A 15,096-nucleotide genomic window follows, 5' to 3' on the forward strand; every position below is an offset into this window, starting at 1 on the left:
TCTTCCATCCAGCCAACGCGATGCGAAGAACTGTAAAGCTTGAGAATTTCAGGATTTCGCGTAGCTTACTGACCGGGAGAGGGTTGGGACTATGCTGTTTGGAGCGGCGATCGCCGCGGCATGCCTCTATTTGCTGGGTCTTTTCTGGCTCGCCGCGCGGCGCGATGCGCACTTTGCCACGCAGGCGGTTTCTGGCCCTGCGCGCTGGCTCACGAAGCGCACGGGCATCGTCTACGGCCTTGGCCTCACCGTCTATTGCACCAGCTGGACCTTCTACGGTGGGGTCGGAACAGCGGCGACGAGCGGTCTTGATTATCTGCCAATCTATCTGGGCCCGATACTCGTCTTCACCATGGGCTTTGGGTTGGTGCGCAAGGTGCTTGCCCAGTCCAAGGCGCAGCATTCGACCTCGATCGCCGACTTTCTTTCGGCACGCTATGGCAAGAGCGCTTCGGTCGCGGCGCTGGTGACGATCATCGCCAGTGTCGGATCGCTACCCTACATGGCGCTGCAACTTCAGTCGGTCGGATCCTCCCTGCTTACGCTGAGCCCGGAGCTGGCCGACACGGTCGCGGCGGATGAACTGGTGCTCATGGTAGCAGGCATCATGGCGCTGTTCGCGATCCTGTTCGGGGCGAAGCGCGCCGACCGGGCCGGTGACAACGCAGGGCTGGTTCTCACCATCGCCGTCGAAGCCGTCGTCAAGGCGATCGCGCTGATCGCAGTGGCTTCTCTTGCGATTTTTGTTCTGATCAGCGAACCGATCGCCTCGCAGGCGGCCCAGCACGCACAAGAGCCCGTGTTCTCTGGTGCGCAGATCAACGCGCGATTTTTTACCCTTACGTTGATTGCGGCGTGCGCGGCGCTCTGCCTGCCGCGTCAGTTCCACATGACCTTCGTCGAGGCGGGCGGTGAGCGCGCCACACGGCCCATGCAATGGGTCTTCCCGATCTACCTGGTGCTGACAGCCGCCGTCATTGTCCCGATCGTACTTGCCGGCCTTAGCGCTCTGCCCGCCGGGACCGATCCTGACAGCATCGTTCTGGCTTTGCCGCTGGCGCAAGAACAATACGCGTTGGCGGTTCTGGTCTTCCTCGGCGGCTTCTCCGCATCGGCGGGCATGATCGTGGTCGCCAGCGTCGCGCTTTCGACCATGATTACGAACGATCTGATCGCCCCGCTCATCTTTCGAAAGGCGCTGAAGAGCGAGCCGGATCGGTCACAAGGCAGCGATCGAGCGCAATTGGCGGCCCAACTTCTGATGGTCCGCAGGCTGGTGATCGCGGGCCTGCTGTTCTTTGCCTACATGGTCTATCTGGGGCTGGGCAGCATTGCGAGCCTAGCCGGCCTTGGAACTCTCGCCTTCGCCGCTGCGGCTCAGTTCGCGCCCGGACTTGTTCTGGGCATGGCGAGCGAGAGCGGCAACAAATGCGGGATGATCTGCGGCCTTGTTGTCGGAGCGCTCGCCTGGCTGGTCCTGTTGATCGTTCCTGCCGCAAGTGCATCGGCGCCGGTCGTCTCCATCCACTCCGACCCTCTGGTCTCCGGCGTTGTGCTTAGTCTGGGTGCAAATTGCGCAGCCTATTGGATCGGTTCGGAGCTCTGGAAGCCGACGCTCCTCGACGCCTCGCAAGCCGCTGCTTTTGTCGGCACCCCCAGCCCCGGCGTTCGCCCCAAGCTGGTCACGAACAAGCGAGTCGCCGATGTGCGTATTCTGCTCACCCAGTTTGTGGGCGCGGCCCGCGCGGACGCCGCCATAACATCGCTGCCGGGCTATCGGACCGAGGCACACGCCGCCGACGCCGCGCTGGTCGAAATGGCCGAGCGCGTCATTTCGGGTACCATCGGCACGTCATCGGCTCGCATGCTCATTTCCTCGTGGTCCGGGGGCGATGCGATCCCGCTGCCTGACGTGGTCGCGATGTTCGACGAAACCAGCAAACGGCTGAATTTCTCCGGAGATCTGCTGCAGATCGCCATCGAGAACATCGATACCGGAGTGGCCCTTGTGGATGCGGACATGACCCTGGTAGCCTGGAACACGCGCTATCAGGAGATGTTCGACCTTCCCAACTCGATTGTGCAGGTCGGAACGCCGATTGCAGATCTCATCCGCTACAATCAGCGCCATCGCGCGCTCAGCGAGGAAGAAATCGATGACTATGTGCAGCGGCGCCTCGATCACATGCGCGCCGGCCATCGCCATCGGCATGAAAGCGAGCAGATCGACGGCCGGGTGATGCGCATCGTCGGATCGCCGACACCGGGCGGGGGGTATGTGACCTCCTACACCGACATCACCGCGGATCGCCGGGCCGAGCAGGCGCTGGAAGACAAAGTCACCGAGCGCACCGAACAGCTGCGCGACGCCAACGCAGCTCTGGCCGAGGCGACCCAGTCCAAGACGCGCTTCCTCGCCGCTGCCAGTCACGATCTGATCCAGCCGCTCAACGCGGCGCGTCTGTTCGCCTCGGCGTTGGGAGAGGAAATGGCTGGTAACGATGACCTTCGAAAGATGGTCCGTGATCTGGATGGGTCGATCGCTTCAGCGGACCGGCTGATCCGCACGCTGCTGGATATTTCCAAGCTGGATAGCGGCGGTATCGTTCCCAAGGTCGAGGAGACCGCGCTCGATCAGGTTTTCGAGGAAGTGGAGCGCGAATTTGCCGTCCAGGCCCAGGCCAAGGGCATCGCGCTGCGCCGGGTCCGCACCAGCGCGTGGGTCATGACCGACCGCACCTTGCTCACCAGCGCGCTGCGCAATCTTGTCAGCAACGCGATCCGCTACACCGCGAGCGGCGGTGTGCTGCTGGGCGTGCGGCGCGCTGGCAAGAGTGTTATGCTGTGCGTTCATGATACCGGACGCGGCATTGGCGATGACGATATCGATCGTATTTTCAACGAGTTCGAGCGCGGCGCATCAAAAGACCACGAAGGGTTGGGCCTTGGCCTTGCCATAGTCCGCAGGACCACCGGTCTACTTGGAGCGCGGATCGAGGCGCAATCGACGCTCGGGCGGGGAAGCCGCTTTGCTCTTGCTGTGCCCGTCAAGCGTTGGGGCACACCGATGACCATTCAGGCCGTGCAGCGCCCGGTTCGCACGGTCAGCGAAGCGCGCGTGCTTGTGGTGGACAACGATACCGCCGTTCTTACGGCGACCTCGTCTCTGCTGAGCAAGTGGGGATTGCGGCCAGTGACCGCCACCAGCCTTCTTACCGCGATTGATGCCTGCCCAGAGCCGCCCGATATTGTCATTATGGACTATCGTCTCAACGGCGATGAACGTGGCGACAGCGTCTACAGCGAATTGTGCATGGCGTGGAAAGCGCAGCCGCCCGCTATCCTGCTCACCGCCGAAGCGAGCGACGAGACCGAGTTCGCAGCTGTGGCGATGGATGCCAATCGATTGCTCAAACCGTCGTCGCCTGCGGCCTTGCGCGCGCTTATTTCGACATGCCTGGCGCAGAGTTCTACCGCATCAACGCAGCAGCGCGATCAGGCGTTCACCGAATCTGTCGCGGGCTGATCCACGTCCAACTTGGCCGCCAGCAGAACCGCTTGCGTGCGGTTCGACACCCCCAGCTTGCGGAAGATCGCGGTAATGTGCGCCTTGACGGTCGCTTCGCTGATGTCCTGTTCGTAAGCGATCTGTTTGTTCAGCAAACCTTGTCGAATTGAGCCCAGGATACGCCTTTGGGCCGGGGTAAGGCTGGCCATTCGCGCCAGATCCTCATCCTCGCCTGCGGTCGTTTCGGGAAACGAGCGATCTCCATCACGCACCGCTGCAAGACTCGCGCGCATGTCATCGAGGCCGGCGGACTTGGGGATGAACGCCGCCGCCCCCAGTTGCTGGGCTGCAGCGTACACACGCTGGTCTTCGCTGGCCGACACAATGGCGATCGGTAGCGCCGGGAAATCCTGACGCAGGTCCATCAAAACGCTCAGCCCGTTGGAATCCTCCATGTGAAGGTCGAGAAGCAGCGCTTCGGCACCGTCCCCTATTTCACGACGCGCTTCGGCGGCGGTGCTGGCTTCGACGACCTGTGCACCGGTCCACACCTTTGACACGGCGTGGCTCAGCGCGGTGCGAAACAACGGATGGTCGTCCGCAATGATAATTCGCATGGTGACCTCTCCCACAGCGAGGCCCCACACGTCGCAGGCGCTCGCTTCAGCGATTCTGACGCCCCTCGATCAAACGGTCAACCAGCGAAGGATCGGCGAGCGTCGAAGTGTCGCCGAGCGACCCGAATTCATTCTCCGCCACCTTGCGCAGGATGCGGCGCATGATCTTCCCAGAACGGGTCTTGGGCAACCCGTCGGTAAACTGAATGTGATCGGGAGTGGCAATCGGGCCAATCTCTTGACGCACCCAGGCGCGCAGCTCCTTGTAAAGCTCTTCCGAGCCCTCCTCACCGGCGTTCAAGGTGACGTAGCAATAGATGCCTTGCCCCTTGATATCGTGCGGGTAGCCCACCACCGCGCTTTCGGCGACCTTGGCGTGAAGCACCAATGCGCTTTCGACCTCGGCCGTCCCCATGCGGTGGCCCGAGACGTTGATGACGTCGTCCACCCGGCCCGTGATCCAATAATAGTTGTCTTCATCGCGGCGACAGCCGTCGCCGGTGAAGTATTTGCCCGTGTAGGTCGAGAAATAGGTCTGCTCGAAGCGTTCATGGTCGCCATAGACGCTCCGGGCCTGGCCGGGCCAGCTTGCGGTGATGCACAGATTGCCTTCGATCGCGCCTTCGAGAACGCCGCCTTCATTATCCACCAGTTCGGGCTGAATGCCAAAGAATGGCAGGCCCGCAGAGCCCGGCTTCATGTCGTGCGCGGCAGGCAATGTGGTGATCATCACCCCGCCTGTCTCGGTCTGCCACCAGGTGTCGACAATCGGGCAGCGACCTTCGCCCACCACATCGAAATACCAGCGCCAGGCTTCGGGGTTGATCGGCTCCCCAACCGATCCAAGCAGCCGCAGCGAGGAACGGTCGTACTTCTTCACCCAGTCATCGCCTTCGCGCATGAGCGCGCGGATCGCGGTGGGAGCGGTGTAGAGGATGTTGACCTTGTGCTTTTGCACCACATCCCAGAAACGCCCGTGATCGGGATAATTCGGAACGCCTTCAAAGACGATTCCGGTCGCGCCGTTTATGAGCGGGCCGTAGACGATGTAGCTGTGCCCGGTGACCCAGCCGATATCGGCGGTGCACCAGAAAACCTCGCCCGGCTGATAATCGAAAACGTAGTTAAACGTGGTCGCGGTCCACACGCCATATCCGCCGGTCGTGTGAAGCACACCCTTGGGTTTGCCGGTTGAGCCCGAAGTGTAGAGAATGAAGAGCGGATCCTCCGCTTTCATCGGCTCGCACGGGCATTCAGCGTCGCTCGCGACTTCGTGGAACCAGTGATCCCGGCCTTCGACCATGTCGAAGGAACCGCCACCGGTATGCCGCACCACCAACACGCCATCGAGCGGTGTGTCGTGATCGGGTTCGGCAAGAGCCGCGTCGACGTTGGCCTTTAGAGGCACGCGCTTGGTGCCACGCAGGCCTTCATCCGCGGTGATGACGAAGCGACTCTCGCAATCCTCGATCCGGCTCGCGAGCGCTTCAGGCGAAAAGCCGCCGAACACAACCGAGTGGATAGCGCCTATCCGAGCGCAGGCCAGCATCGCCAGCACCCCTTCCAAAATCATCGGCATGTAGATCGTGACGCGATCGCCTTTCTGGACGCCCATTGCCTTGAGCGCGTTCGCCATGCGCGTAACGTGCGCGTACAGTTCACCGTAAGTAAGCGTGCGACCGGGCGTCGCGGGATCGTCAGGTTCGAAGATCAACGCCGTCTGGTCGGCGCGGCTCTCCAGATGGCGATCAACCGCGTTGTAGCACAGGTTGAGCGTGCCATCGGCGAACCACTTGATGTCGACCGGATCAAACGACCATTCCCCACCCTTACTCGGCGCCTTGAACCAGCTGAGGCGTTCCGCCTGCTCAAGCCAGAACGCATCGGGCTGTTCGACCGATCGGCGGTACAATTCCCGATACTGCTCAGCCACGCAATGGGTGGCACGGCTCGATTGCGGACGCTCGACAGCATGGATCATGGATTCTCTCCCGTTTGATGCCCTGATCATACCGATTTCTCCCCTTCCCATACTCTCAGACAATGGTCGTAAGACTATCCGCTAGCTGGCGATATGGCGAGGCTGCTCACACGCTTAAGGCGACAAGATAACTTGGGAGGGATATCCATGTCGCAAACGGGGACCCGCTTTGCTGCGCGCACCGTACTACTGGCTGCCACGTGCCTCACTGCGGCGCCGGCGTTCGCGCAAGAGCAAAGCGTCGAGGACCGGTTGGACCGTCTCGAGGCGCTGGTCGAGGGACTGATCGAACGGCTCGACGCGCAAGCGGGCGAAACCGCGCAGCAGAACGCCGCGATGCAGGCTCAGCAGGACACAATGCGCCTCCAGGCCGAAGCGGCGCTGGAGGCCACGCGCGCCCTGGAGGCGCGACAAACAGAATTGTCGGCCAGTCAAGCGCAGATCACCGCACAGCAGACAGAAATGTCGGCGAAGATCATCGATTTCCCCATCCCGGAAGGCGAAGGCTTTCAGGTCGGCAAGACCCGGATCACCTACGATGGCTATGTGAAGTTCGATGCAATCAGCCAGCGCACCAGTGGCGGGCAATTGCCTGGCAATTCCATCCTGCGCGATTTCCTCATTCCGGTTGCTATCCCAGTAGGGGGAGAACCAAGCGGCTTCGACACCGATTTTTCAGCGCGCCAGACCCGCTTCCTTTTCAAGACCGAAACCGATGTCGGTACCGAGCACAAGCTAAGCGGCCTCATTGAGCTCGATTTCAATGTCACCGAAGGCGGAAACGAGAGGATCTCGAACAGCTTTGTCCCGCGCATCCGCAACGCCTTGATCAACTACGATAACTGGACCTTCGGCCAGGGCTGGTCGACGTTCCAGAACGTTGGCGCATTGCCGGATACGCTCGATTTCATCGGGGTGACACCTGGCACCGTATTCGACCGCCAGCCTTTGATCCGTTACACCAATGGCGGCCTGCAAATCGCGATCGAACAGCCCGAGACGGTGATCACCGCGCAAGACGGCTCGCGAGTTATCGCGGGCGATGACCAGCTCCCAGACATTGTGGGACGCTACAATTGGTCCGGCGACTGGGGCAGTTTTACCGCAGCGGGCATAGTGCGTCAGCTCCACGTCTCGACCGACGATCTTATGGGTGTCGATGATAGCGCCTGGGGCTATGGCCTGAGCTTATCGGGTAAGCTCAAAGTTGGCGAGCAGGACGACTTCCGGTTCATGGCTACGGCAGGCGATGGTCTGGGGCGATATATCGGCCTCAACATAGTCAACGATGCCGCGATCAAGATGGATGGCACCCTCGATCCGATCTACACCTATTCCGGCTTCGCCGCCTACCGACACATCTGGGCTGACAATCTGCGGTCCAACGTCGCTGGTTCCTACTTCAAGGCGGACAACCCGGTGCGGTTGACCACCAATCAGGTGACCGATGAAAGCTGGAACACCTTCGTCAACCTTATCTGGACCCCGGTTGGCCCGATCAATATCGGCGTCGAGCTCATGTACGCCGAGCGTATTCTGGAAGACGGGAGCTCAGGCAATCTGCAACGGGTGCAATTTTCGACCCAGTACAATTTCTAGGACAACGCGCCATTATCGAGACTTTTCAGGTCGTCTCCTCTCTCCAAAAAGCTGACCTGAGAAGTGAGGCCCTGCACTCTTCCCCATAGGGTTCGCCAGAGTGCAGGGCCTCTTAATCCGTGTTAGCCAAACCGTGCGAGAGCCTCGGGCGTGTCGACGTCGATCAGCCATTCGACCGGGCATGCGAGCGCCTCTGCGTCATGCAAAAGAGCGCGTGCGCCCTCGTCCGCGTTAAGCGAGACAAGCGTAGGGAGGAAGTCCTGCCCGAAGATGACCGGTGGCATACGCGCTTTTCCGTCGCTGGAACACAGAGTGGCGCCTTTGGTTAGGCTTTTGCTGATCAGCGCCGCAAAGTGCTTGCGCGGGACAAGCGGCATGTCCGCAAGGGCGATGAGAAGCGCATTACACTGCGCCTTGATGGAGAGGCGCGCCGCCAAAGCAACCGATGTGCCCATCCCTTTCACCGCGTCTGAATTGATGGCCACAGTGAAGCCGGCCTTCGACCACGCAGCCTCGCAAGGGTGGCCCGATCTCGAAGCGATAACCCTCGCGCACCCGGGTGCGATAAGATCCAACGGTGCGTTATCGGTGACATGCTCTCCCAGGCGCTTGCCATGAAACGGCATCGTCAGCTTGTCCGCTTTTCCAAAGCGCCGCGAGGAGCCCGCGGCAAGGACCGCCATGAAGATGCGCCGATCAGGCAAGAGCAGCCCCGAAATCGCTTTCCTGATACGCACGGATGACTTCAGCCAGTGTGGAGAGCGCAAGGGTCTCAGGATCGCGTGAAGAGTGGAACACACCAATCGGCGCGCGGATCGTGGCCAATTGTGCCTCGCTCACATCGCGGGCGAGAAGCGCCTGCGTGCGCACGGCGTGAGCCTTTCGCCCGCCCATCGCGCCCACGTAGAAATGAGGCAGATCCAAAGCGCGCTTCATCAGCTCAATCTCCCAATCGTGATCGTGGAAGAGAAACACGAACGCGCTCCACGGATCGCTCTTGAGAAGGTCGGTCTGGGTGCGACGTTTCAGGATCACGGGCTTTTCGCCGCGGGCTTCGAGCGCGCCAGCAATGCGCTCATCGGGCGTTAGCACCCGCGTCTCGCAATCGAGGGTGTGAGCCAGACGGGCCAACGCCTCAACGCCCGCGCCGTGACCGATAATATGCAATTGCGGCGCGGGCCAGTGGCCAAACTCCCCAGTCCCTCGCTCCGCGTCAAAGTTTGGAGGGCGCCACTGGGAAATGTGGTCCGCGCCTTCAGGGCCGACACGAATCGAAAACGGCGTGCGCTCCGTTATCGTCGCAAGACACTTCCCTGCAACCTCATCGCCAGCTTCCAGAGGACAGAAGTGCAGGTCCAGTCCCCCGCCGCACGGCAGCCTGATATCGAGATAGGGCGAATCTGCTCCAAACCGTACAACGCGTGGCTCCCCCACCTTAAGCGTGTCGAGTGCCTCGGCCACCACCGCGTTTTCGATACACCCGCCCGAGAGCGAGCCTTCAAATCGGCCATCCGCGGCAACGCCCATGATGGTGCCCGGATTGCGCATGGATGACCCTTCCACAGCGCACACGGTGACGAGCACGGTCTTCAGGTTGCGCCGCTGCGCGCGATCGAGAAATCCAAGAACTCTATGCAGGTCCAACGCGATGTCGTGCCTACTCGCTGGTTGAGGCAAGGTAGGCGGCTATGGCCGCGCGGGTTTCCCCGTCGCGCACCGCGCCCGCCACCATCGCAGTGCCTTCGACATAGCCGGTTGGGTTAGCGAGGTAGCGATCAAGCGTCGCGAAGTCCCAGGTGATACCAGAGGATGCCAGCGCCTCGCTGTAGGCAAAATCGTCTCTTGATCCCGCAGCCCGGCCCATCACGCCGTGCAGGTTGGGTCCGGCCATGCTGGCACCGCCGGGATCAGCGTTATGGCAGCCGGTACACGCCTGGAACGCCCGCTCGCCCAAAGCTACCAGATCGACCTCACCAGCGCCTTCGCTGAGTGTCGGAGCGCCCGCTCCCACCGCTGGATCGCCTGGCTCACGCACCACAATCTGTTCAACCACCGGTTCCGGTTCGCTCGGCCCACAAGCGGCTAGACCAGCGCACAGCACGCCGACCGCCAGCAACGTTTCATTCCGCATCAGCCTCACCCCCTTGCCAAGGCAGCGATCAGACGAACTGCTTTGCGATCGGCAATTCGCGCAAGCGCTGGCCGGACGCGGCAAAGATCGCGTTGGTGAGAGCGGGCGCCGCCGGAGGCAGGCCTGGCTCGCCCGCGCCGCCGATCGGGACATCGCCGCTGTTGATGATATCCACCATGATGTGCGGTGTCTCATCCATGCGCAGCATCTTGTAGTCGTGAAAGTTGCTCTGCTTGATACCACCATCGACGAGATCGAGTTCGCCGTACATCGCCGCAGTCAGGCCAAAGACCAGGCCGCCCTCGATCTGGTTCTTGAAGCCATCAGGGTTCACGACAAAGCCAGCGTCGCACACCGCCCAGGCGTTGAGCATCTTGGGCTTGCCCGAACCCATGTCGACTTCGATCACCTGCGCGACGATCGTGCCAAAGCTCTCGACAATCGCGATACCCTTGGCGGTACCCTCGGGCAACGGCGCGGACCAATCGGATATCTCGGCCACGCGCTTCAGAACCGCGGCGTGGCGCGGCGCATCCTTCAGCATGGCGAGACGGTATTCGTAAGGGTCCTGTCCCGCTGCGTGCGCGGCTTCGTCAATGAAGCTCTCGATAAACCAACCGTGTTGCGAGTGATCAACCGAGCGCCAAGCGGCGAACGGCAGCAGCGCTTCGGCTTCGGCAACGCGCACTTTGGTGTTGGGGATGGAATAGATGCCCGGAACGCTCGCTTCGGCTGGTTCGTCACGCTGGGTGAAGACATTGTCATAGGCGATGAGAGCGCCTCTTTCATCAAGACCCGCCCTGAAGCGGCTGATGTCTGACGGGCGATAGAGCGCCTTTTGGGTATCTTCCTCGCGGCTCCAGATTGACTTGATGGGGAACCCGGTCGCCTGCGCAATGCGCGCCGCCATCACCGCGTAGACCGCTTCAAGACGGCGGCCGAACGAGCCTCCCAGGAAAGGGTGGTGAACGGTGATGTTGTCCTTGGCAATGCCGGTGCCCTCGGAAAGCGCCGAGCGCACCATCAACGGCACTTGTGTCGAGGTCCACACGTCGCACTTTCCGTCGCGCACATAGGCGGTGCAGTTTATCGGCTCCATCGGCGCGTGGGCGAGATAGGGCACTTTGTACTCGGCCTCGATCGTTGTCGCGGCGCTTTCGAAAGCGGCTACAACATCGCCTTTGCCCGCGGCTTCCTTACCGCCGGTCGCGCCCGCATCGTCCAAGGCTCTGGTGTAGGAGGCAAACTGGCCTTCGGTCGTCAGGATCGCGCTTTCGGGCGCCGTCCAGGTGACCTTGACGCGGTTCAAGGCCTGCTGCGCCTGCCAATAGCTGTCCGCAACAACGGCAACGAAATCGCCCATGTTCAGGATCTGCAGCACACCGTTCATGGCTTTCGCCTCTGAAGCGTCCATGCTCTCCACTCGGCGACCGGGCACAGGCGGGCGCACAGTCGCAGCGTAAGAGAGCGCAAGGCCATCCGGCGCCGCGTCAATTCCGAACTCCGCCGTACCATTGACCTTGCTCGGGATATCAGTGCGCGGTTTGCTCTTGCCGATGAGACGGTACTGCGACGGGTCCTTCAGCTTGGGGGTCTGGTCCATCGGCTGCTCGGCCGCGGCGGTCGCGAACTCGGCATAGGTCGCCGACTTGCCGCTGGCCGCGTGGATCAGCGTGCTGTCGCGCGTTTCAATCTCGCTTGCCGGCACGCCCCAATCCTCCGCCGCCGCGCCAATCAGCATCTGACGCGCCGCAGCCCCCGCCACGCGCATCTGTCCCTGACCTGTCGTACGGATCGAGGACGAACCGCCGGTGATCATAGCATCGGCAAGCTTCGCAACCTGCGTAAACAGGCCGTTCCACGTCGGCTCGATCCAGTCTGCTGCGTTGAGTGTAAAGGGCGCAACGAACATGCGCGCGGTATCGGTCACCACGTAGGAACCGTCAGCGGGCGCCTGCATGACCTTGACCTTGTTCCAGTCGGCGTCGAGCTCATCGGCGAGCATCTGCGCCAGAACCGAATGCGCGCCCTGCCCCATCTCGCAGTGCGGGACGATCGCGGTTACCACGTTATCGAGGCCGATCTTGACCCAGCTGTTGATCAATTGCTCGCCCTCGCTCGGAGCCACTTTGGGCGCGAGCGTTCCAACCGGGTTACCCGGACGCACCGCAACGCCGATGAGCAGACCACCGCCCGCCAGAACGCCAGCGCCGATGAAGCCGCGACGGCTCCATTTGGCGAGACGCGAAGGTTTCTTGTCAGAAGACATCTCATTCATGGATCAGGCCTCCTCAGCGCGCGCTTCGAGCTGACCCGAGGCGACTTTGATCGCGCGGCGAATACGGGTGTAGGTGCCGCAGCGGCAGATATTGCCCGACATCGCCGCATCGATATCCTCATCCGAGGGTGTCGGATTGTCGCGCAGCAGCGCTGCCGCGCTCATGATCTGCCCTGATTGGCAGTATCCGCATTGCGGGACTTGCTCTGACACCCATGCCTCTTGCAGCACGGTGAGTTCGCCCCCGGCACCAGCAATGCCTTCAATCGTGGTGATCTCGCTGCCCTCGGCGGCGGAAACCGGGGTCGAGCACGAGCGCACGGGCTGCCCATCCAAGTGCACTGTACAGGCGCCGCACTGCGCGATCCCGCAACCGAACTTCGTGCCGCTTAGGCCAAGTTTCTCGCGCACGACCCACAGGATCGGCATGGCCGGATCGGCGTCGACCTCGACCGGCTCCCCGTTGAGGATGAATTTTGCCATGTTTGCTCACTCTTCACTTGAGAGACGGCGTCCCGCGAACCCCCAGCCGCTTCAGGCGTGCCTCTCAGTTGCACGATGCAATCTATCGGAACGCTCGACGAACGCCAAGCACAATACTATCCGCGAGAACTATGAGCGAGACACCGTTCGAGACTTTTCTTGCGCTCGATATCCGAGCCGGCACGGTAACGCGGGCCGAGCCGTTCCCTGAAGCGCGGCGCCCGGCGATCAAGCTATGGGTCGATTTCGGCCCGAAGATTGGCCTAAAGAAGAGTTCCGCGCAGATTACCGATCGCTACACACCCGAGGTTCTGGTCGGGAAAAAGGTGATGGCGGTGGTCAACTTCGCCCCGCGCCAGATCGGCCCGTTCATGTCCGAAGTGCTGGTGCTGGGCTTTCCCGATGAGGATGGCGCGATTGTCCTTGCCAAACCCGAAGGGCCCGTGCCCGATGGCGCTCGATTGGCTTAAACCAGTGGGCCCAGGGCGATCTTGAGGTCGTCCAGCCAGGGCTCGAAGGGCTTCCACGCGCCCTGTCCCTTGCGATTGATTGGCTCGCGCACCTGTTCGCTCGACGCGGTCCGCACGGCGCGGCTCGTCTTGTGGAATTGGAGTGTCGCCTCTTCGAAGGGAATATCCAGAAAATCGAGCATTCGGCGCGTCTGGCCTTCCTGATCATCGAGGACGTCCTCGTGCTGCACCCGCAAGATCTTGCCCGGCAGAACCGTGTCCCAATGCGCCATCAGATCCACATAGTCGGAATAGTAGCGACCAATTTCGGTGAGGCCGTAGGTAAACTCCTGTCCTTCGGCGAAAAGCTGCTTGAAACCCGAAAAACAGCAATCCATCGGCGCTCGGCGCGCATCGATGATCTTGGCGTTTGGCAGAATCAGATGAATGAGCCCTATGTGGCGAAAATTGTTCGGCATCTTGTCGATGAAGAAGCGAGCGCCCTGGCGGTGAACGCGCGTGTTCTCGATGAAATCCTCGCCGAATTTCGCGAGCTGTTCGGGCGCAAGGTCGTGCAGGATTTCAGGATAGCGCGACACTCCTGCCTTGCGCCCACGAAGCCGATGGGCGAGCGCGGGAATGTTGGGTAGCTCAAGCGTCCCATCGACCTGAGAGTGGCTTGCGAGGATTTGCTCCAATAGCGTTGAGCCGGCTCGCGGAAGGCCAAGGATGAAGATCGGGTCGGGGGCCTCATGGCCGCCCCCTGCATGCTTTTCGAACAGATCGGGCGTGCAGAACTCACGCTGCCTCGCGAGCTCCAAGCTCATCGCGTCGGCGCTGTAGCGGGTCTGCGCGCGCTTCAGATCGTTGCCCTTGCGATAGAATGCAAAGCTCTCTTCGTATTCGCCGCCGTCTTCCAGCGACTTGCCCAGAGCGAAGCTGAGATGCACCCGGTCCATGAACGCAAGATCGGGACGCGCGACCTGCTGGCGCATTGCTTCGACCTGCGCGGCCTCAAAGCGATAGGTCTTCAAATTGGCGAGGGCGTAATACGCATCCCCATGATCGGGCTTGGCTGCGATAGCGGCGCGGTAGCTCTCCTCAGCCTCAGCGCGCGCGCCTGTCGTTTTCAGGGCGTGCCCCCGGCTCGTCAGGCTCGCCGGATCGCGTGGGAGTCTTTTGAGCACCGCGTCGAACAGCGCCAGACCGCGCTCGTATTGTCCCATCTGGATGCACTCGATCGCGAGGCGTGACTGGAAGATCGGGTTGTCAGGATCGCGCTTGTGCAGCGCCTCGGCTTCTTCGAGCGCTTTGGCAAAACGTTGACGCCGTCGCAGCGCGTCGATGTAATCCAGTCTGAGCTGTGGATCGTCGGGCGAGAACACCACCGCGCTCTCAAGCAGAAACTCCGCTTCTTCGAGCACACCGAATTCGATCCCGAGACGCGCAAGGAGGCGCATGCCTTCAACGTTGCGGGGGTTCTGGCGCAGGAAGTGGCGACAGATTTCCTCTGCGCGCAACAATCTCCCCTCCGCCAGATGATGCTGCACCGCCACCAGTTCGCGCGGAAGACCGGCCAGGCGCTGGCGTTGCGCTTCGGCGGCTTTCGCTTCTGCCGACTGACTCGCTTGCGCGTGCAAGCGCGCCTGCTCGCGCCAACTGGCTTCGAGCGCGGGGTTGAACCGAGTTGCGCGAGTGTAGGCTTCTAGCGCAGCCGCGTTTTCGCCCCTCGCCACCGCCAAATGCCCCTGCTCCTGCCAGGCGCGCCCGTATTCGGGCATCGCTGCATGAAGCGCGGCCAGATGCTGAGCCGCGTCATCGAAGCGCTTGAGATAGCGAGAGGCGATGGCCGCGATATAGCGAGCCTCCCCGTCGGCGGGATCCTCGCCAAGAACCTCATCTGCGAGCGCAAGACCGCCCTCAAACCGGCCTGCCTGCAGCGCTTCCTGCGCGCGTTTGAGCTTGTCTTCGCGAGTGCTCATGCAACGCCCTTAAAACGAAAACGGCGGGAAGAGCCACGCCCTGCCCGCCGCCTTATCGCATGGGTTGA

The 15,096-nt window shown here is 61.8% G+C and carries 11 protein-coding genes; 3 read left to right on the forward strand and 8 right to left on the reverse strand.

Features of this window, described 5'->3' with window-relative positions; translation table 11 throughout:
* Positions 1–91 precede the first annotated feature (91 nt).
* Positions 92–3,526, forward strand: coding sequence for a PAS-domain containing protein (locus tag QNI87_RS14035; RefSeq protein ID WP_300597633.1), 3,435 nt, complete (start codon positions 92–94; stop codon positions 3,524–3,526).
* On the opposite strand, the gene QNI87_RS14040 is transcribed toward QNI87_RS14035, so the two are convergent.
* Both QNI87_RS14040 and acs read right to left on the reverse strand, forming a co-directional pair.
* Positions 3,496–4,125 carry a response regulator transcription factor gene (locus QNI87_RS14040; RefSeq protein ID WP_300597635.1) on the reverse strand — a complete coding sequence of 210 codons (630 nt, stop codon included), beginning with the start codon at positions 4,123–4,125 and terminating at the stop codon, positions 3,496–3,498. The genes QNI87_RS14035 and QNI87_RS14040 overlap by 31 nt on opposite strands.
* A 46-nt stretch (positions 4,126–4,171) precedes the next feature.
* Positions 4,172–6,106: an acetate--CoA ligase gene (gene acs / locus QNI87_RS14045; RefSeq protein WP_300597637.1), complete on the reverse strand. Its 1,935-nt coding sequence runs from the start codon at positions 6,104–6,106 to the stop codon at positions 4,172–4,174.
* A gap of 147 nt (positions 6,107–6,253) precedes the next feature.
* Here acs and QNI87_RS14050 point away from each other — a divergent pair, with 147 nt between their 5' ends.
* A complete protein-coding gene (locus tag QNI87_RS14050) occupies positions 6,254–7,705 on the forward strand; it encodes a DcaP family trimeric outer membrane transporter (RefSeq protein WP_300597639.1) in 1,452 nt (483 codons plus the stop codon).
* Positions 7,706–7,827: 122 nt separating this feature from the next.
* On the opposite strand, the gene QNI87_RS14055 is transcribed toward QNI87_RS14050, so the two are convergent.
* From QNI87_RS14055 to QNI87_RS14075, 5 genes are read right to left on the reverse strand one after another with little or no spacing between them, the layout of a single operon-like run.
* Positions 7,828–8,409 (reverse strand): nucleotidyltransferase family protein, encoded by a 582-nt coding sequence (locus tag QNI87_RS14055; RefSeq protein ID WP_300597641.1) that lies wholly within the window; start codon positions 8,407–8,409, stop codon positions 7,828–7,830.
* Positions 8,402–9,349, reverse strand: coding sequence for an XdhC family protein (locus QNI87_RS14060; protein ID WP_300597643.1), 948 nt, complete (start codon positions 9,347–9,349; stop codon positions 8,402–8,404). Before QNI87_RS14060 ends, QNI87_RS14055 begins: the two co-directional genes overlap by 8 nt.
* A gap of 13 nt (positions 9,350–9,362) precedes the next feature.
* Positions 9,363–9,836, reverse strand: a complete 474-nt coding sequence (locus QNI87_RS14065; protein ID WP_300597645.1) for a c-type cytochrome — start codon at positions 9,834–9,836, stop codon at positions 9,363–9,365.
* A gap of 28 nt (positions 9,837–9,864) precedes the next feature.
* Positions 9,865–12,114, reverse strand: a complete 2,250-nt coding sequence (locus QNI87_RS14070; RefSeq protein WP_300597647.1) for a molybdopterin cofactor-binding domain-containing protein — start codon at positions 12,112–12,114, stop codon at positions 9,865–9,867.
* Positions 12,115–12,117: 3 nt separating this feature from the next.
* Positions 12,118–12,597, reverse strand: a complete 480-nt coding sequence (locus tag QNI87_RS14075; RefSeq protein ID WP_300597649.1) for a (2Fe-2S)-binding protein — start codon at positions 12,595–12,597, stop codon at positions 12,118–12,120.
* Between the two features lie 131 nt (positions 12,598–12,728).
* Between QNI87_RS14075 and QNI87_RS14080 the strand changes: the two genes are divergently transcribed.
* The gene (locus QNI87_RS14080) at positions 12,729–13,067 is read left to right on the forward strand and encodes a tRNA-binding protein (protein WP_300597651.1); all 339 of its coding nucleotides are present in this window, start codon (positions 12,729–12,731) and stop codon (positions 13,065–13,067) included.
* On the opposite strand, the gene QNI87_RS14085 is transcribed toward QNI87_RS14080, so the two are convergent.
* Complete coding sequence (locus QNI87_RS14085) at positions 13,064–15,028, reverse strand: tetratricopeptide repeat-containing sulfotransferase family protein (RefSeq protein ID WP_300597653.1); 1,965 nt, start codon at positions 15,026–15,028, stop codon at positions 13,064–13,066. The genes QNI87_RS14080 and QNI87_RS14085 overlap by 4 nt on opposite strands.
* Positions 15,029–15,096: the final 68 nt, after the last annotated feature.

Origin of the sequence: Erythrobacter sp. (assembly GCF_030066995.1) — a bacterium.
Classification (GTDB): Bacteria; Pseudomonadota; Alphaproteobacteria; order Sphingomonadales; family Sphingomonadaceae; genus Erythrobacter.